Annotated in this window: 18 protein-coding genes, 1 tRNA gene and 3 pseudogenes; 12 read left to right on the top strand and 10 right to left on the bottom strand. The window is 62.1% G+C overall.

Annotation, left to right across the window (positions count from 1 at the left end; genetic code table 11):
* Positions 1-39: 39 nt before the first annotated feature.
* Positions 40-138, top strand: a pseudogene (locus VVT58_RS00465) (IS3 family transposase); the annotation flags it as partial.
* Between the two features lie 170 nt (positions 139-308).
* On the opposite strand, the gene VVT58_RS00460 reads toward VVT58_RS00465, so the two are convergent.
* The 3 genes and pseudogenes from VVT58_RS00460 to VVT58_RS00450 form a co-directional block, all read right to left on the bottom strand.
* A complete protein-coding gene (locus tag VVT58_RS00460; protein WP_327752053.1) occupies positions 309-557 on the bottom strand; it encodes a helix-turn-helix domain-containing protein in 249 nt (82 codons plus the stop codon).
* Positions 558-583: 26 nt separating this feature from the next.
* Positions 584-1446 (bottom strand): annotated as a pseudogene (locus VVT58_RS00455) (type IV secretion system DNA-binding domain-containing protein); the annotation flags it as partial.
* Between the two features lie 215 nt (positions 1447-1661).
* Positions 1662-3449, bottom strand: coding sequence for a ParB/RepB/Spo0J family partition protein (locus tag VVT58_RS00450; RefSeq protein WP_100238175.1), 1788 nt, complete (start codon positions 3447-3449; stop codon positions 1662-1664).
* Between the two features lie 886 nt (positions 3450-4335).
* Between VVT58_RS00450 and VVT58_RS00445 the strand changes: the two genes are divergently transcribed.
* The 3 genes from VVT58_RS00445 (at position 4336) to VVT58_RS00435 (ending at position 7617) form a co-directional block, all read left to right on the top strand.
* Positions 4336-6201 carry a reverse transcriptase/maturase family protein gene (locus VVT58_RS00445; RefSeq protein WP_059153288.1) on the top strand — a complete coding sequence of 622 codons (1866 nt, stop codon included), beginning with the start codon at positions 4336-4338 and terminating at the stop codon, positions 6199-6201.
* 223 nt (positions 6202-6424) lie between these two features.
* On the top strand, positions 6425-7321 hold the full coding sequence (locus VVT58_RS00440; RefSeq protein WP_100238174.1) for an HNH endonuclease: 897 nt from the start codon (positions 6425-6427) through the stop codon (positions 7319-7321).
* A gap of 95 nt (positions 7322-7416) precedes the next feature.
* Positions 7417-7617, top strand: a complete 201-nt coding sequence (locus tag VVT58_RS00435; RefSeq protein WP_157801255.1) for a DUF5818 domain-containing protein — start codon at positions 7417-7419, stop codon at positions 7615-7617.
* Positions 7618-7669: 52 nt separating this feature from the next.
* Here the strand turns inward: VVT58_RS00435 and VVT58_RS00430 are convergent, their stop codons facing one another.
* The 4 genes from VVT58_RS00430 to VVT58_RS00415 all read right to left on the bottom strand — a co-directional run bounded on the left by VVT58_RS00430 (position 7670) and on the right by VVT58_RS00415 (position 9222).
* Entirely contained in the window at positions 7670-7969 is a 300-nt protein-coding gene (locus VVT58_RS00430; protein ID WP_327752834.1) for a CcdB family protein, read from the bottom strand.
* A complete protein-coding gene (locus VVT58_RS00425) occupies positions 7969-8220 on the bottom strand; it encodes a type II toxin-antitoxin system CcdA family antitoxin (RefSeq protein WP_100238171.1) in 252 nt (83 codons plus the stop codon). The genes VVT58_RS00430 and VVT58_RS00425 overlap by 1 nt, the downstream gene beginning before the upstream one ends.
* A gap of 38 nt (positions 8221-8258) precedes the next feature.
* Entirely contained in the window at positions 8259-8639 is a 381-nt protein-coding gene (locus tag VVT58_RS00420; protein WP_242443428.1) for an NADH dehydrogenase ubiquinone Fe-S protein 4, read from the bottom strand.
* Between the two features lie 184 nt (positions 8640-8823).
* A complete protein-coding gene (locus tag VVT58_RS00415; RefSeq protein ID WP_242443481.1) occupies positions 8824-9222 on the bottom strand; it encodes an Hsp20 family protein in 399 nt (132 codons plus the stop codon).
* Between VVT58_RS00415 and VVT58_RS00410 the strand changes: the two are divergent.
* Positions 9166-9936 (top strand): annotated as a pseudogene (locus VVT58_RS00410) (IS256 family transposase); the annotation flags it as partial. The gene VVT58_RS00415 and the pseudogene VVT58_RS00410 overlap by 57 nt on opposite strands.
* A 686-nt stretch (positions 9937-10622) precedes the next feature.
* On the opposite strand, the gene VVT58_RS00405 reads toward VVT58_RS00410, so the two are convergent.
* The gene (locus VVT58_RS00405; RefSeq protein ID WP_100238170.1) at positions 10623-10808 is read right to left on the bottom strand and encodes a hypothetical protein; all 186 of its coding nucleotides are present in this window, start codon (positions 10806-10808) and stop codon (positions 10623-10625) included.
* Between the two features lie 13 nt (positions 10809-10821).
* Positions 10822-11229 (bottom strand): gamma-glutamyltransferase, encoded by a 408-nt coding sequence (locus tag VVT58_RS00400; RefSeq protein WP_327752836.1) that lies wholly within the window; start codon positions 11227-11229, stop codon positions 10822-10824.
* On the opposite strand from VVT58_RS00400, the gene VVT58_RS00395 reads away from it, so the two are divergent.
* The 6 genes from VVT58_RS00395 (at position 11230) to VVT58_RS00370 (ending at position 14544) form a co-directional block, all read left to right on the top strand.
* Positions 11230-11661, top strand: coding sequence for a hypothetical protein (locus tag VVT58_RS00395; RefSeq protein WP_327752837.1), 432 nt, complete (start codon positions 11230-11232; stop codon positions 11659-11661).
* Positions 11658-11846, top strand: coding sequence for a hypothetical protein (locus tag VVT58_RS00390; RefSeq protein WP_327752838.1), 189 nt, complete (start codon positions 11658-11660; stop codon positions 11844-11846). Before VVT58_RS00395 ends, VVT58_RS00390 begins: the two co-directional genes overlap by 4 nt.
* On the top strand, positions 11843-12046 hold the full coding sequence (locus VVT58_RS00385) for a hypothetical protein (RefSeq protein ID WP_327752839.1): 204 nt from the start codon (positions 11843-11845) through the stop codon (positions 12044-12046). The genes VVT58_RS00390 and VVT58_RS00385 overlap by 4 nt, the downstream gene beginning before the upstream one ends.
* The gene (locus VVT58_RS00380; RefSeq protein WP_327752840.1) at positions 12043-12600 is read left to right on the top strand and encodes a hypothetical protein; all 558 of its coding nucleotides are present in this window, start codon (positions 12043-12045) and stop codon (positions 12598-12600) included. Before VVT58_RS00385 ends, VVT58_RS00380 begins: the two co-directional genes overlap by 4 nt.
* The gene (locus VVT58_RS00375) at positions 12597-13034 is read left to right on the top strand and encodes a hypothetical protein (RefSeq protein ID WP_327752841.1); all 438 of its coding nucleotides are present in this window, start codon (positions 12597-12599) and stop codon (positions 13032-13034) included. The genes VVT58_RS00380 and VVT58_RS00375 overlap by 4 nt, the downstream gene beginning before the upstream one ends.
* Positions 13035-13464: 430 nt before the next feature.
* Positions 13465-14544, top strand: coding sequence for a tyrosine-type recombinase/integrase (locus VVT58_RS00370; RefSeq protein ID WP_169575960.1), 1080 nt, complete (start codon positions 13465-13467; stop codon positions 14542-14544).
* 16 nt (positions 14545-14560) lie between these two features.
* On the opposite strand, the gene VVT58_RS00365 is transcribed toward VVT58_RS00370, so the two are convergent.
* A tRNA-Thr gene (locus VVT58_RS00365) sits at positions 14561-14636 on the bottom strand.
* Positions 14637-14818: 182 nt separating this feature from the next.
* Here VVT58_RS00365 and VVT58_RS00360 point away from each other — a divergent pair.
* On the top strand, positions 14819-16090 hold the full coding sequence (locus VVT58_RS00360; protein ID WP_327752842.1) for a hypothetical protein: 1272 nt from the start codon (positions 14819-14821) through the stop codon (positions 16088-16090).
* Positions 16091-16248 lie beyond the last annotated feature (158 nt).

Here is a 16248-nt window from a genome sequence, read left to right as displayed (position 1 = left end):
TGATGTTGAGCGACCCAATCCGCTTAAGGCAACATCGGTTTCGACTATATCGAGCGCTTCTACAATCCGACACGCCGGCACTCGACTCTGGGGTGCCTCAGCCCCATGGACTTCGAGCGGGAAGCCGGGGTAGCTTGAATGAGCCTATCTCGGTGTCCACCAAACCGGCAGCAGGCCAATGTCTGCTTTCCGCAATGTCGCTCTCGATTCCGGACAGTCCCAATTGTCCCATTCCCGAAAAATGGGCCCGCCGCGCTTGTCGCAAACCAAAAGGCGGGCTGGGGATCATTCACGCTGCCGAGAGCCAATCACCGCCTGTTCCGGTTGATCAACTGACGCAGGCTGTCGACGGGAATGAGCGTCGCCGCTCCGATCTTCACAATCTCGATATCGCCGGACTGGATCAGTTCATAAAGCTTCGACCGTCCGATGCCGGTCATTCTGATCGCCGCCGGAATACGCACGGTGAGCGGCTCGGGCTGCATAGCGTCAACACCCTGCTCCTCCTCACCCAGCCTTGACGCCACACCGCGCCGCGTCTTGATCACATGAACCATGTTGCTGTTCCTCGATGCTGGAAATGTCAGGCGGGATTGGCCAACCGGCTCGGGCCATTGGGTCTGCTGACAGATTGGATGCTGTATCCCATCAGGGGCAAAGCGCTTCGCCGCGCGTCGCTTTGGCCGGTCTCGGAATCGGATGCGGGATTTGTCGCGGCGCTGCCAGCATCGCGATCGACCGCGCCCATGGTCGGAGCGTCGCTGGGCACCTCTTTGTTGTCTGCGTTGACCGCTCTCTGTTCACCGAACCTGACCGGCGGCGCCCGACGCTCGACAAAGGCGACCTCGACCGCTTCCTCCTTGAGATATCGATCCCTGAACCGGATGACGGGCAGATCACGCCCGAACCGCAGATAGCCGGTAAGGTTGGGAAGGTTCATGACCTCGGTCGGCATGACCAGCGGCCGGGTCACCTGCGATCCGGCGCCATGCTCATGATCGCCGAGATGGCGATGTCGAGCCAGACCGTGATCAGCGGCCGCAGCGTCGGCAACTGATCGGTCTTTACGGTGATGAACAGCCAGCCATCATCCTTCTCGTCCATCACCCAGTCGCGGATCGAAAGTCCCTTTTCGACATCATCGAGATAGGCGAAGCTGCGCAGCACCGAGGCGAGTTCGGCCTGGATGCCGGCCGACGTCCGCTCTCCCTCGACCGACACGAAGGCCGCGCCATTGGTCCCGGCGACAAAGTTCGCGAGGGTCTTCAGATCAGAGCGCACGAGGATGTCGAGCATGGCAGAAACCAGCATCCGCTTCTGCGCGACCAGCTTGCGCATGACCGCGACCATGGTCCCCCGTGCGGCGCGCGCCCAGAACGGATCCTTGCCCTGATCGGGAATGGTGGACTCCGCCATCTGGTCATAATGATAGTCGCGCGGGGTGTCGGCCCTTCGCGCTGCCTGCAGCAGCGCTCCGCATCATTGATCATGACCGGGCGGAATTATCCGAGGTCAGCCATCCATCGGCCTGCCGTATCATCCTGAATCCCGCCCCTCAGCGCCGGGCGGCAAAGCCGACCGGCGCGAATTTCGATCCGCCCTCGTTGATCTGACCGCGTGACAAGGCAGGCGGCAGTACCCCACCGCCTGCCCCATCGATCTCAAGCAGCCTGATGAACCGGCTCTTCCTCGAACGCCTCCGCGCCCGTTGTGCGTTCCGCCGATGCTTCGCCCTCGTCCGGGCTTTCCGTCTCGAGAAGCGGAGCCACCACCTCCCACCGCTCGACGCTGCCGACCCCGCCCCGCTCGGTATAGGCTGACGGCGGAAAGGCCATCCAGCGCGGCACCCAGCCCTCCCGCTTCTCCCGGCCATTGGTCCCGGCCAGACAGTCGCGCAAGATCTGGCGCTGCACCTTGGCGGTCGTCCCGGTGTTGGCGGTTGCGGTTTCCCTGCCCGCCACATCGGCGAGGACATGGCCCATCACCTCCTTGTCGCGGATCATGTCGAGCAGCGCATCGTCGGCCTGCCAACATGACGCCATGTCCACCTCAAGCTGAACGCCCAGCAGTTCGACCAGCGCCGATCCGGCTTCCAACGTCTCGCCCATGACGATGGCGAGGATGCCCATCACCATGGCGTCGTCGAGATCGAGCAGCCGGAGATAGAGCGGGATCATCTCCCTGTCATAGCCATGGCCGCTGACGGTCGGCGTTTCGGGATCAAGGCCAAGCAGGTCGAGCGCAATCCGCCGCTCCTTGTCAAAGCCCGCCTCCGACGCGCAATTCTCGACACTCTCGGTGATCGCATCACTTGCGCCTCGCTGGGAGGCAAGGTCCACCCGCCACAGCGACGACCCGACAATGGCATGGGCCACCATCAGGCGCAGGGCGATGGCTGGGGCATCGGCGAGCTTCGCCCGCACGACGGCGTGACGATGCAGGTCCACATAGCTGGCCAGCGGCGCGGACAGTTCGGGCCGGATTACTTTCTCGACGCTGCTGCCCTGTTCCAGCCTGCGCGCCTCCTTGAGGGTGATATAGCCCTCATGGAAACTGACGTCGCCGCCATGGCCGATGCTCACATAGACGCGCCCGCCCTTGGCTTTTGGGCAGCGCTCATGCTCCCACGAATGAAAAGCCTCACCCCGCGCCATGACGGCAATATCCTGCCATCCTGCGTCGCGATAGGCCTCGACGCGTGCGGCAACCGCCGCCGCCTGCATCTGCCAGAAGAGATCCGCGTCCGCGAAATAGCTGTGATCGCCGAACAGATCGGCCACGATCCCGCCCTTGTAATCGGCCGAATCGAACAGCGCCTTGTCGGTCGGGATGGCGCTGCCACCCAGCAGCCACGCCTTAACACGATGCCCCATCGGTGGCCGAGCATCCTCGTCGTCCAGCAACGCCAGCCATTCACGCTGCCGGGCCTTGGACGCCAAGGTCAGATGCCGCACGGTCACGGCGTCGATCATATCGCTGCGATAGAGGTTGCGGATGCGGGGCAGAAGATTGCCCAGCGCCAATGTCCGCTTCACTTGCAAAGCGGTCAAACCGAAGGTCAGCGAAATATCCTCCGGCGACCGGCCTTCCTTGACCAGCCGGGTGAAGGTTTCCCAGCGCGTCACCTCGTCGGGATCGAGCCGGGCGATGTTCTCGATGAGCGAGGCTTCCAGCGCCGCCGCATCGTCGCCTGCCTCCATGATCGCGCAGGGCAGCGGTTCGACGCTCCCTTCCTCCTGCGCCACGATCAGCGAGGCATGATAGCGCCGCTTGCCCGCGACAATCTCATAGGTCGTGGGCGATCCGTTCTGCCGCACGATCAGCGGCACCAGAACCCCACGCGCTCGAACGGACGGAAGGATGTTGGTCAGGTCCGGCGCCTTCTTCACGCCCCGCATGTTGGCGGGCGAAACCGAGAGGCAGGCAATGTCTATATGCTTGAGTTCCATGACTGTTACTCCTCTTGCACATACCCGGCCCCGGAAGGCGGAGTGGGCGGCAAGAGCGCACCGGCAGGCCCGGACAAGCGGCGGGCTGCATCCGAACGGACCGCAACGACAAGTGAAGGAGCCGCGCCGAAGGCCGGCTTGCCGCCCGCCGCGACGGGCCTAGAGGGAAGCGACCGCCCACACCGCCTGGCCGGGACCGGCCGACACCATCGCTCCCCAGGCGATGTCCGCATCCGATCCCCCCGGATCGAGCGTCAGCGATCGTCGCCCGAAAGGGGGTGCGCCGTTGTGGCGCGAAGAAGAAAGGAGTGTTCGAATGAACTGAGCTTATTGGCATAGCTCATGCCTGACCGACTTACCGGGGCCGGTGATGAATCGGCTGAGACCCCGAAAGGGGGACGGGACCATAGCATGTCGGGGTAGGGATCGAAGTTGGGCGCCGCAGCCTGACAGCTGACCAGCAGGCAAGATGCGCATGGTGAAGACTGGATTGTCTGAATCCCAGTTTCCAACGACCACTAGGTAGGTGACGGTGAACGCGGCTGACACATCGTCTCGAGCGGAGCGAGGAGCACGTCCCAGTGAATCGCTGCCAATCCGTTCGGCGTGGCCCCTGTCAGGGGACTAAGGAAACGAACGGGGCACCTAACCGCATCGCGACTCCTCACTCGCGCAACTGCGGGATCGCCTAAACAGGACGGCTCGCCGGACCTGCATGGCGACGGAGCCGTCATAGTAGTCAAACGCCCGGTGTAATGGCCGGGACAGCCGCCGCGAGGCGGACGGGGTAGCGGTATAAGCGGGAGCGATCCTTGTCGAAATCCGCTGCGTCCGGGCGAAGGACGGCAGTTCTGTAACTCGATGGATCAATGGAAAGGGACTGCTGATGCAGACCGCTACTATCCTGAGACGGATCGAGAAGCTTCCGGCCCTGTCGCGGGCGGGCAAGCGGATCAATGGTCTCAACCGCCTCATGCGGTCCCGCTGCTTATATGAGCGGGCCTATGACAGAGTATCCCGGAATCGGGGTGCGATGACGCCGGGAGTGGACGGACAGACCTTCGACGGCATGACGCTGGCGAGGCTCGACCGTCTGGTTCAAAGCGTGGCGGAAGGCCGTTACCGCCCTCGTCCAGTGCGACGGGTCTATATCCCCAAGGGCAATGGTAAGATGCGCCCATTGGGTATCCCAACGGCGGATGATCGCATCGTTCAGGAGGCGGCGAGGATGGTCCTCGCGGCGATCTATGAACCTGTGTTCTCGAAACACAGCCATGGGTTCCGCGCGGGTCACTCCTGTCACACGGCTCTCGAAGAGATCCGTAAAACCTGGACGGGCGTAAAATGGCTGATCGAGGTGGATGTCCGCGGGTTCTTCGACAACATCGACCATGACATCCTGCTCGGCCTCTTGGCCCGGCGGATCGATGATCCAGTGTTCATCGATCTGATCGGGACAATGCTTAAAGCCGGGTGCATGGACGACTGGAAGTTCGAACGGACTTATAGCGGCACCCCACAGGGCGGGGTTATCTCGCCCCTGCTCGCCAATATCTATCTCCATGAACTTGACGAGTTCATGGAGTCGATGCGGCGGGGCTTCGACAAAGGCGACAGACGGCGGGCGAACCCCGCGTATGTTGCCTGCTCTCAGCAAATCGCCGCTCTCCGCAAGGAGATCGATGCAGTCCGTGCCGATGGTGCGGGCGATGGCGAGGTTCGCGTCCGATTGGCGCTAATCGAAGCTGTCAAACAGGATCGGCGGAAACTCTCTTCCGTCGATGACATGGACCCCAACTTCCGCCGCCTGCGGTATTGTCGCTATGCTGACGACTTCCTCGTTGGCGTGATCGGCAGCAAGGCGGACGCTGTCCGGATCATGGCCGATATACAGCGCTTTCTCGCTGATCGGCTCAATCTGGCGGTGTCACCGGAGAAAACCGGGGTTCGCGATGCATCGAAGGGATCGCCGTTCCTTGGCTTCCATGTATGCGCCTTCACGTTGCGCTCCGCCGGAACAATGGCGGGGCGGCAAAAGACCGGCGGTGGAACGCGTAGCGTTCTTCGTCGGCCGACGCGAGGGAATATCAAGCTGTGGGTGCCACGGGATCGGGTCTATGCGTTCTGCAGGCGCAAAAAGCTCGGCAACCTCGACATGAGGAATGGTCGGGTGCGCCCGCAGCTCATGGAATCCAGTGTGCCGGAGATCATCGTAGCCTACAACTCGGAGTTCCGAGGCTTCGCGAACTACTACGCGATCGCCGATGGCGTGAAAGCGTCACTCGACAAGTTGGAACTGGTCATGCTCAGGAGCCTCTTCGCGACTGTGGCATGCCGGCGACGCTCGACGAGGCGGCAGGCCGAGGAATATCTGAAGATGGGGTCGGACCACGGGATTACGACCGTGGTCCGGGGCGAGCCGCGCGTTCATAAGGTGTGGAAACTGAAGCATCTGATCGTGAAGACGTGGGATAACCCCATCGTCGACACCATCACGGTAGGCTCTCGCCTTGCGCAGAGTCCGAACGATCTGGTCACGCGTCTTAGTGCCGAGCAATGCGAGGCATGTGGCGATACCGATGGTCCGTTCGAGATGCATCATCCCAATCGCTTGAAGGACAAGCGGCGCGACCAACTGACGCCTTGGGTGCAATCGGCACGACGGCGCAGGACAATCGTCCTGTGCCGAAAGTGTCACGTTGCCCATCATGGCGGCCGGATGCCCAGCGGAATGGAGAGCCGTGTGCATTGAAAGGTGCAAGCACGGTTCGGGGGGAGGCGCTGGGGCGTCCTCGAAAGAGGCGTCTCGCGTCTACCCTACCGAGACGAGCGAAGCTGGCTCGGTGGAGCGCAGCGAAATAGAGCGCGGCCCGAAGGCGACGCCATCAAACTACCCCAAGCAGAACAACTTACTTCTTGTCCGATCCCATGAAGACAGGCCATGAGATGACCATATATCGGGGGATAGTCGGGCCATGGCCTTCGGGGTTTTCATTCATCGTTCGGATTCGATCTATGACGACAGCCCGGCAGAACGCTATCAGTTCCCGTCCCAATATCTCGGCCGACTCTCCGCCTGCATCAATGACTGGATTATCTATTATGAGCCGGTGAAGGTGCGAGGCTCGCGCGGCTACTTCGCCGTCGCCAAAGTTGAGCAGGTGATCCCCGATCCTCAAGCGCCTGGCATGTATATCGCCATGATCGAACCGGGCAGCTATCTCGAATTCGCCAACGCCGTTCCGTTCAGCGGTCCCGATGGTCTCATCGAACGCGGGCTCCTGAACGATGCCGGCAAAATTTCCGGCCGTGCACAATCAGCGGTGCGTCCCATCTCCCCCGCCGATTTCAACCGCATCCTCGATCTTGGCCTTGAAGATCGTGCACCGCTTCTGCCGCGTGTCGATGATCTGGGTCTGCCCTCCTTTCGCGAAGAAGCCATTCCGTTTCTCGCTGAACAGGAGCACATTCGCACGCCAAAACTCATCTCGAGAATTGAGCGGGACCGCGTCTTTCGCCGGGTCGTGCTCCGGGCTTATGATGAGCGCTGCGCCATCACCGGTCTCAAGCTCATCAACGGCGGCGGCCGCGCCGAGGCCGAGGCGGCGCATATCCGCCCCGTCGAGGCCAATGGTCCCGACAGCGTCCAGAACGGTATAGCCCTGTCCGGTACCGTGCACTGGATGTTTGATCGCGGACTCATCAGCCTCTCCGACGATCTCGACATCATGATCTCCCGTCAGGCCAACGACACCGACAGCATAAGCGGGCTGATCAACCGGAGCGGGCGCGCCAACCTGCCACTTCGGCCGATTGATCGCCCCCATCCCCATTTCCTTGCCTGGCATCGTGAAAATGTCTTCAAGCAATGATGCAGGCGGGGATTATGGAGCCACATCAGCGATCTGACATGCACTCCGTCCAGCTCTGGTCTGATCCCAAATATCTGCAAGGAACTGCCGCCCACATGGCCCGCTATCGTCCGATCATATTGGAGGGTCTATTGATCCGCGAGGGACGACAACTCGTCCCGCGCACGGCCGATGGCGGTCAGTGGCGCCTGCTGGCGCTCGGCAAACAGGATCATCTGCTCGGCCGCCATGTGCGCGGCGAGGGCGCGCGCGAGGGCCATGACATTGTCGCGGCTGACAGGACCATAGCCAAATGACACCGGTGCGAGATGTCGAATTCAACCAGCGTCATGACTGCAGACGCTCATCTCAGAAGCCGATGAACAGCATGTCCAGCGCAGCGCTGACAGCGTCCTGCTCTGGGCTGAGTGAGTGTATGATCTCCCCCAATTCGCGAAGGGGAACGCTTGCGGCAAACTGCGTCACCATCATCAGCCGTTCACCCTCCACATCGAAAATCGGGTTCAATCGAATGGCAGGCTTCGGTGCCTGGTCGATCGGCAACAGCGGCACAACCAGACGGGTATTCAGATCACTTAAAAGATCGGCTTGGCAATCCAGGACAAGACAGCCGCCCTGCTTCTGCCGATACACATCGAACTTGGCCATTAAAACCGACGATACTGGCTCAGGGGCAGGCCATGACGATCCACATAGCTGTTCGAACTTTCCAATGCAGACGCATTTTCCTCTTTCCAAAGGCGGCCACGCTCTTTCGCGATCTGCTCGGTCAACCCAACCTCACACGCGCGGGAAATATTGATACCCAGCCGCTTTGCTTCAGCGACAAGCGCGATATCCAGCGACACATTGGTCGGCTTGCGAGCCTGCGTCGCCAAATCATACTGGTGCTTGCCCATCGTAGCCTCCGCAATTTAATGCGCAAATATATGCGCATTCAAACCGCGGCCGTCAACCTTGTCGGCGGCTTCATTCCACACAATGAGCGCTTCTCACTTGGAAGTGCCTTTGCCGGTTCCGGGTCGCTGGCCTCCCGCGCGCAGCCGCTGCTCAACGACCTTCGCGACCGGCTTGGCGAGTCCTGCTCGCTCGGCGGCGCGCCATGGAGCGAGAAGTCCAATCCCTGGCGCCGACAATAGCCCGCTGCGGTCTCCAGATCGGAAAAGCGCAGCTCGATCGTCCCGAGCGGATCGCCGCCGCCGGTCCATCCGGTCAGGGGATCGGCCACGGGCTGCCGGCGCGGCGCGAAGCGCACCCGCCATTGCCCGCGCCCGCCGCGTCCGCCCTGGTTGGTCGCGCGCGGCACCGACTCGATCACGGCTCGCATATCTGTCGGTAGCGCGGCCGCGCTCGGCGCTGACCGGGACGGGCAGCCGGTTTTCCTGCCGGCTCCAGGGAATGAGATCACGAAAAGCCATGATGGTCATCTCCTTTTCTGGCTGGAAGGGGCAAGGCCTGCCGGCCCGCCTGGGGCGGCGCCGGCAAACCTGTTAATCAGGGTATCAGGCCGCTTCGCGGGCCTCATCCCTGTGCGCTTCGATCTGATCCTGGGCAGCCTTGCCGCCGCTGATCTCGATCCGGCGCGGCTTCATTGCCTCGGGCACCACGCGCTTGAGCGCGATGCTCAGCAGGCCGTTCTCGAAGCGGGCATCCCCGGCTTCCACGAAGTCGGCAAGCTGGAAGCGCCGCTCGAACGCGCGTGCGGCAATGCCGCGATGCAGATATTCGCCCTGGCCGTCGTCCTCGGCACGCTTGCCGGTGACGGTGAGCTGGTTCTGCTGGGCCACAACCTCGATGTCCTCGGGGCGGAAGCCGGCGAGCGCCAGCGTGATGCGATAGCTATCGTCAACGCCTTCCTGAACAGGCCGATAGAGGGCGAATTTCCGTACGTTTGGATCGATGCGACGTAAATCAAATCGCGCCAAGGGGGCCGGATCCTGTCGACAGCGACAATAATCGCCGTTGGCGTGAGCACCGACGGTAGGCGTGAGGTGTTGGGCTTCGCCACGGGGCCCACCGAGGCTGAAACATTCTGGAAGGGCTTCTTGCGGTCTCTCGCCGATCGCGGGCTGCGGGGCGTCAAACTCGTCATCGCCGATGATCACAAAGGGCTGCGCGCTGCCGCCAGCAAGGTCTTCCATGCGACCCTGCAGCGCTGCCGAATCCACTGGATGCGCAATGCCCTCGCGCATGTGTTGACCAAGCAGCGGCCTGCGGTCACGGCCATGATCAAGACGATCTTTGCCCAGGAGACCACTCAGGAGGCTTATAAGCAGTGGCAGACAATCGCCGATGCCCTACGCGACCGCGCTCCCAGGCTCGCCGAAATGATGGACGCCGCACGAGAGGATGTCCTCGCCTATACCGCCTTCCCGAAGGACCATTGGCCGCAGATCTCCAGCACGAATCCTCTCGAGCGGCTCAACGGCGAGATCAAAAGACGGTCCGATGTCGTCGGCATCTTTCCCAATGATGCGGCCGTGATCCGGCTCGTCGGCACCCTGATGCTCGAACAGCAGGACGAATGGGCCGTATCCCGCCGATACATGAGCCTTGAAAGTCTCGCGCCAGTCAGCGACAATCCTCTCATCAAGCTGCCCGGCGTGGCCGCCTGATCCAGTCCGATCCTCTAGCGAGGATCCGCGCTGTTACACCAGCCCACGGGGCACGATCAGGCCCGATCGATGGGATCAGGGGCAAGCTCCAACTGATCAAACGCCGATCCGCTATGCACGCCCCGTCTCCCACAAGGAGGCGGGGGTTTTCTTCTGCCCGCGATCTCCCCGTGTCCACAGCTTGGCGAAAGTTGTCTGGACATATTCAGCCAAGCTATGCATTGTTGAGACGCAAGCCTTTGGGTCGCTCCAAGGCCCCCGTCTCCTCGCATGCGCTGGAGGCGGGGTTTTTCATATCAAAAAAATGGCCCGGCAGTTTCCCACCGGGCCAGGAGAAGGTTGGGATAAGCCATCCTTCGGGTCGCACTGGCTGCATAGCGCTGGTGCAGCGATTCGCCTTGCAAAAATTCGACATTAGCCCCACGCGACGGGGCTTTTTTGCTATCAGGGGCGCGCCAGCGCGCTCTGCATGATGCTGGTAGCGGCGCTGAACATGGCATCGACGGCGACGACGCCAAGGATACGCAGCGCGAGGGCGAAAATGATAAGGCTGTACCGCATGGGGATATTATCCTGTCGGCTCGGTCTGAGCGGATTGACAATTCGAATCAGTGCGTTCGGATTGAATCGCTCAGTCGATGAAAGGGGAACGCCCCAATCCTTTCGAACCGGGCGCCGTGAGGCGATTAAAGGCCGTCTTCCAGTTCGCAGCCGCCCGGATCGCTGATTGGGCGTCCGGCTCCATCGGAGGGCGGGAAGGCTGTGTTGATCCCGTCCTCATCGCACTGGCCGCCAGCATCCGCGATCGAGCAACCGGGCCCATTGCTGTCATAGTCCCGCGCCTGTCGCGTCAGTGAAAAGTCGTCCTCCATGTCGGTTGCGTCCTCAAGGATCGCCGTCCATCTGGTCCATGTGATCGATCATCCGTTGAACCAGTCGGCCAAGCTCTGGGCGGGACAGGCTAGGAATGACCGTCAGGAGGGCCGCCAGCCTCGGAACGGGTTGAGGCTGGCGCTTGTCCCTGCGTCGGCGGGTGGTGGGGTTCCCCCATCGATCGACGATCGAGAAATGCGTGGTCTGGGGTTTCTCGAGACCCGGCTGGACCGAAGCGAGCTTCGAAGGATTGACCGAGTCCACCTCGGCGGCGCGGCGCGCGAGATAGGCCGGGTCGGTCAACGCCGCGACCGGGACCTTCATGAAGTCGGGGTCGCCGAGATACTGCGCACGAGCGGCGAACACGCGCTTCTCGATCTCGAGATGAGATGCATAACCGCCGTCGCGGTGGCCCGGCATGTGGAAACCCTCCTGCCGCCCCTCGCTGAATTTCTGTCGGCGCCTGATGCAGCCAGTCTGCCCGGCGCGGGCCTGGGGCCATCTGTTACAGTGCCCGCCATCTATCTGCACATCATCATCAAGGCGTTCGAAGGTGAGACGCTTGAGCGCCAGCGCAAGGAGATGGAAGATAAGATCGACAGCGCAGCGCTGAAACCGAAGTCCGAACTGGACGATGATCAAATCACCGCGCTCGCCGTGCATCTGGCGGCAGATGCGCACCGACGGTCATTCGAACCGCAGGAAGCGGCAATGTCGCTCTGGAAGGCGGCGGCGACGATCGCCGTCGCGCATATGCCCGCCGACACTGCCTTGAACGCGCTTGACGGCATTCACGCTATGACGCGGGCCGATGTCGCCCAAGCAATCGGCATGGGAGCCACGAAGCAATGACCGATTTTCAGCCCACAGGCGAGGTCGTCATCTTCGTGCGCGAGGAAGGCTTTTACCCGATCCAGCTTTCCGGCCTGAAGCCGCCTGCGGAGGAAGCGGCGGAACATGCCGTCTGTAATCCCGGCACTCTGCGCATCGAGGACATGGGCGGCAAGGTCATCTGGCCGGAAGGGGCGCGGCAATGACGAAGCAAAAGGCCGCCGGCACAATCTCCATCACGAAGGAGGAGGCGGACCGCCTGTATATCGAGTTGGGCAAGGTCCGCGCATGGCTCTCTGGCTTTGCCGCCGCAAGACAGGGCGGACAGGGCATTGGCATCATCGCTGGGCCGCCCGGCGCCGACAGCCTCCGCCAAGTGCAGAACATGCTGAAGGACGTGAAATGACTGATCTTCTCGACCTCGCCACACGCCTGGAAGGGGCCTGCGACATCACCGGCAAGCCGATCGGCCGCCATATGGTCGACGGCATGACGAAGTTAGCCGCCGCGCAAATTGCCATCGCGGAGGAAGAGGACGATCATGTCGGTAAAGGCCAAGCTGTGGTCATTGACTTCCTAACGTCCTGCATCGCCAACGAGGCGAAGCTGTTCGATGATCTGGCGGCGCTGGCGAAGGATGCAGTTCAGGCGCTGCGTGAAGCCGCGAGGCCACTTGATCTCAAAGGGCTGGCCGCGCTCATGGATACCGATGAGCAGAGCTTAGCCGTCAGCGCGGCATGGCATGCAGGCTACAATTCGGGAGCGACCGAGCAGGCCAGCTATGAGGCGGGATACACTGACGCCGAACGGGACGTGATGGATTTCTTGATCGAGAACGGAGAGGTCAATCTCCGCGAAGAAATCTCCCGCTGCGGGCATCGGTCGAACGAAGCCAGCGAGCGCCTGCACAGATCATTTTCGCCGCGTCCCGAACATGATCTGCGGGAGGCGGGCGAATGATCCTGACCCGCCTCGACGCATGGCTGGGCATGACCCTGTTTCACCCGCCAATCATCCTGCTCTGCCAGCTAACCCGGCAGACGCAATACGCCATGTATCGGGCGCTGTGGTTCTTCGCCTGCTGCCATGCGACCTATTACGCGAAGGATGCCGGCTGGGGCGTGGCTGTACTCATGTGGCTCTTTACAGTCATTTCATTCCTGAGCGCCGCGATCGAGCCTGACAGGCCAACCAGTTCATGGGGAGGCTTCCGCCTGCTAATCTGGACGATGCTGCTCATCGCGACGGTATCGCTACTGAGGGGCACCGACGCATCCGCCGTCGCGGTCCGGAACCTCATCATCCTGTTCGCGGAGTACGCCGCGACCATCAGGACGATACCGCCTGGCCGGAAGCGCGAGCGGCGTTCCAGTGCTAAGGAGGCCCGCGCTTGAACTCTGGCCCCTTCACCGCGATCACGGACGCATTGGAGCGGGCGGCCCGAAATGGGACACGTGCGCACTTGAGCCCCGATCTCGTTCGCGCCCTCATCGCTTCTGATGCATATTCCCTGCTCCTGGCAGACAGGAAGAAGGAGATAGTTTCAACATGGCAGGACAACGAAGAAGCGTTGCCCCGGCCGGTCGAACCCAGCTTGGGCCATTCTGGCTTTGGTATAGGGCCGACCGCGACGACTGGCGCATATGCTGGTACGATGACGGCGGAGGAACGGGAAGCCGTCGGACACGCCGCAAGTCAACGGGCATTGGAGGCGGTCGGCAGGATAGGCCGCCGCAAGAGGCGCAAGACGCCCTAGTCGCGCACTATGAGGCGTGGCGCCAGCCGACGCATGAGCCGACCAATATCGCGATGGTTGAGGCCATCATGGCGGACTGGCTGGTCGAGCATGCCGAAAAGCATCTCGCGGACCCGACGCGTTACGCGAACTCGATCGCGCATTGGCTGCGCTTCTTTAGGTCTGAGCGACAGGCCGGACGCCTGACCGGCCCCCCAACAGTTTCAGACATCAAGAAGGCACTTGTCGAACGGTTCATATCGCTGCGCCAGTCCGAAGGGGCGAGCCTGTACACGATCAGCCGCGACATTGCTGCGCTCCGCCAGCCACTGAATTGGGCGTGGAAGGATGAGCGCATAGAAAGCGCGCCATTCGTACCGGACGTGAAGGGCAAGCCGGAAGGGAAGACGCTCGTCTATACTCCGAAGCAGATCGCCGCGCTTCTCGATGCCGCACGGGCAGAGCCCGACCGCGAACATATCGCCCTGCTGATCATCATCGCGCTCAGCACGCATGGCCGGATCGAAGCGATACTCGAATTAACCACGGACCAGATCCAGGACGGCCTAATCTACTTCAACGCCCCAGGACGGGCGCAGACCAAAAAGCGCCGCTCGATCGTGACGATCGCGCCAACGCTTGCTCCGTGGCTGGCGGACCTTCCGGACGGCAAGGTCATCCAATGGAAGAAGCCGAAGCGCAACCGCACGACCGGCAAGCTCGAATATGAGTTGCTGCCAGCCGGAAGCGTGAAAAGGGCATTTGAGAACTGCCTTTTGGCGGCCGGGATCAGCGCCGTGGAGACGGACGACCTGGGTGAACCCGTCTGGCTTCCAGCACGCAAGAAATTGGGCGAGAGTAAGCCACGCCCGAAACTCGTTGGGTTGGGATCACCGAATACGCTGCGTCACACATGCTCGACGGAGATGCACCGAAGAGGCGTCCCGGAAGCCCAGATTGACACGGCGGCCGGGCACAGCGGCGACAGCACGAACAAGAAGCACTATCGCCACCTGCGACCCGATTACCTTCAGGACTTCATCGCGGGCGTCGAATCATTCTGGGCCGACGTGGGACAGTTCACCACAGCCCATTTGCGATCCCATAGTGATCCCAAAATCATCCCGATCGGCGCAGCAAAGGCCAGCCGCTCCAAGAAAAAGTCCTGATTTCAAAGGGAAGCTCTGGTGCCGCTTACGTGACTCGAACACGTGACCCTCGCATTACGAATGCGATGCTCTACCGACTGAGCTAAAGCGGCGTTGGGGCGGGCAGATAACAGTGCTTGGGCTGGAGGACAAGCCGACAAATGCGATTCACCCGTCCCATCCCTCATCAAACCGCATCGGACCATCATTTCGCCCCGCCTTTACGGCCTGTTTACCATCCCGTGGCACTGTCGAGTCTGAAGGAAAAGCTTTTACCTAGGCTAAGGACCGATTGATGGACACTCTGCGGGGGCATGAAGTCGCGGATGACGAGGATGATTTCGGTCCTGCCGACGACGCAGCGATTGAAACGCCGCCCCTCGTCGGCTCCGACGAGCGCCGGATGCAAGTGCGCGCCTATAATTATTGGGCGTCGCTGCTGGGCGACCGCAGCCTGCCCTCGATCGAGGATCTGGCGCCGGAGGATCTGGAGGATTTCGGCCCCTATAGCGTCCTGCTCGACTTCAGCACAGGCCTTGAAAATCCCGCCATCGTCTATCTCGGCACCGCGCTGCGCGAGGAGTGCGAGATCGAAGGGCAGATCCAATATATCAACGATATCCCTTCCCGCTCGCTGCTGTCGCGGCTGACCGATCATTATCTCCAGATCATCGCCAACGCCGCGCCGATCGGCTTCGAGGCGGGTTTCGTCAATCAACGCGGCGCGGAAATTCTCTATCGCGGCATATTGATGCCCTTCTCCTCCGACGACGAGACGATCGATTTCGTCTTCGGCGTCATCAACTGGAAGGAAGCGGCCAGCCAGGCCGTCACCGCGGAAATCGACCGGGAGGTGGAAGCCGCCCTGCTCGCCAGCCCCGCCGCGCCGCCGGTCGCCCCAATCTGGGCCGATGGTCCAGCCGCCGACGATTTCGACACGCTCGACCTGACCGGCATGGAAAGCCCGGACGAGGACGCCCCGCTGGCCGACTGGCTCGCCCTCGCGCGCGACAGCGCGGAGCAGGCCCGCACCAGCGAAGCGCGCAGCCATGCCGCGCTCTACCGCGCCATCGGCCTCAGCTACGACTTCGCGCTGGTCACCATCGCCCGGCCGGAGGAATATGCCGAGCTGCTGGAAAATAGCGGCCTCAAGGTTCAGGCACGCGCCCCGATGACCGCTGTGGTGAAGCTGGTCTTCGGCTCCAGCTACGACAAGACGCGCATCACCGAATATGCGACCGCGCTGGATCACGCCCGCGCGAACGGCATCCAGCTTGGCACCTTTGGCGATTATCTCGCAAATTATGACGGCGGCCTCAAAGCCCTGGTCCGCGACGAGCGCGCCCAGCGCCGCACCGACGGCCCGGCCAAGCCAGACCGCCAGCAGACCGCCCGCGCCGCGATGAAGGCCGCCGCCGTGCTGGACCCCTACGCGGTCGCCACCGATGGCGACGGCCTGGCCGTGGTTATCGCCCGGCGCGAGAAGGACGGATCGCTCGCCATTGTCGGCGCCCTACCGGAAGGGTCGGATCTCAGCCAGCGCGCGATCATCGCCGCAGCGAGTTAGGGTTCCCCAAACCCACGTCCAACCTTTGGCCCGTGCCCCTGCCTCCGCAGCGGAACGGAGATATTCCCATTCGAATAGAACACGCCTTAATCGCGGCCCAAACCCCTTTTATCGGCAGAAACCGCCGCGCCGGATTGACAGAACGGGATCATGGTCCG

The sequence above is a fragment of the Sphingobium sp. SJ10-10 genome, from assembly GCF_036038995.2.
In the GTDB taxonomy this organism is placed as follows: Bacteria; Pseudomonadota; Alphaproteobacteria; order Sphingomonadales; family Sphingomonadaceae; genus Sphingobium.
This window is presented reverse-complemented; position numbering and strand designations above follow the sequence as displayed.

What these genes read in the sequence shown, in the direction of transcription:
- VVT58_RS00375 (WP_327752841.1), top strand. Translation starts at nt 12,597, where the DNA reads ATGATCCTGACCCGCCTCGACGCATGGCTGGGCATGACCCTGTTTCAC.
- VVT58_RS00445 (WP_059153288.1), top strand. Translation starts at nt 4,336, where the DNA reads ATGCAGACCGCTACTATCCTGAGACGGATCGAGAAGCTTCCGGCCCTG.
- VVT58_RS00450 (WP_100238175.1), bottom strand. Translation starts at nt 3,449, where the DNA reads ATGGAACTCAAGCATATAGACATTGCCTGCCTCTCGGTTTCGCCCGCC.
- VVT58_RS00425 (WP_100238171.1), bottom strand. Translation starts at nt 8,220, where the DNA reads ATGGGCAAGCACCAGTATGATTTGGCGACGCAGGCTCGCAAGCCGACC.
- VVT58_RS00435 (WP_157801255.1), top strand. Translation starts at nt 7,417, where the DNA reads ATGGCCCGCTATCGTCCGATCATATTGGAGGGTCTATTGATCCGCGAG.
- VVT58_RS00385 (WP_327752839.1), top strand. Translation starts at nt 11,843, where the DNA reads ATGACGAAGCAAAAGGCCGCCGGCACAATCTCCATCACGAAGGAGGAG.
- VVT58_RS00370 (WP_169575960.1), top strand. Translation starts at nt 13,465, where the DNA reads ATGGCGGACTGGCTGGTCGAGCATGCCGAAAAGCATCTCGCGGACCCG.
- VVT58_RS00390 (WP_327752838.1), top strand. Translation starts at nt 11,658, where the DNA reads ATGACCGATTTTCAGCCCACAGGCGAGGTCGTCATCTTCGTGCGCGAG.
- VVT58_RS00430 (WP_327752834.1), bottom strand. Translation starts at nt 7,969, where the DNA reads ATGGCCAAGTTCGATGTGTATCGGCAGAAGCAGGGCGGCTGTCTTGTC.
- VVT58_RS00400 (WP_327752836.1), bottom strand. Translation starts at nt 11,229, where the DNA reads ATGCCGGGCCACCGCGACGGCGGTTATGCATCTCATCTCGAGATCGAG.
- VVT58_RS00440 (WP_100238174.1), top strand. Translation starts at nt 6,425, where the DNA reads ATGGCCTTCGGGGTTTTCATTCATCGTTCGGATTCGATCTATGACGAC.
- VVT58_RS00360 (WP_327752842.1), top strand. Translation starts at nt 14,819, where the DNA reads ATGGACACTCTGCGGGGGCATGAAGTCGCGGATGACGAGGATGATTTC.
- VVT58_RS00405 (WP_100238170.1), bottom strand. Translation starts at nt 10,808, where the DNA reads ATGGAGGACGACTTTTCACTGACGCGACAGGCGCGGGACTATGACAGC.
- VVT58_RS00380 (WP_327752840.1), top strand. Translation starts at nt 12,043, where the DNA reads ATGACTGATCTTCTCGACCTCGCCACACGCCTGGAAGGGGCCTGCGAC.
- VVT58_RS00460 (WP_327752053.1), bottom strand. Translation starts at nt 557, where the DNA reads ATGGTTCATGTGATCAAGACGCGGCGCGGTGTGGCGTCAAGGCTGGGT.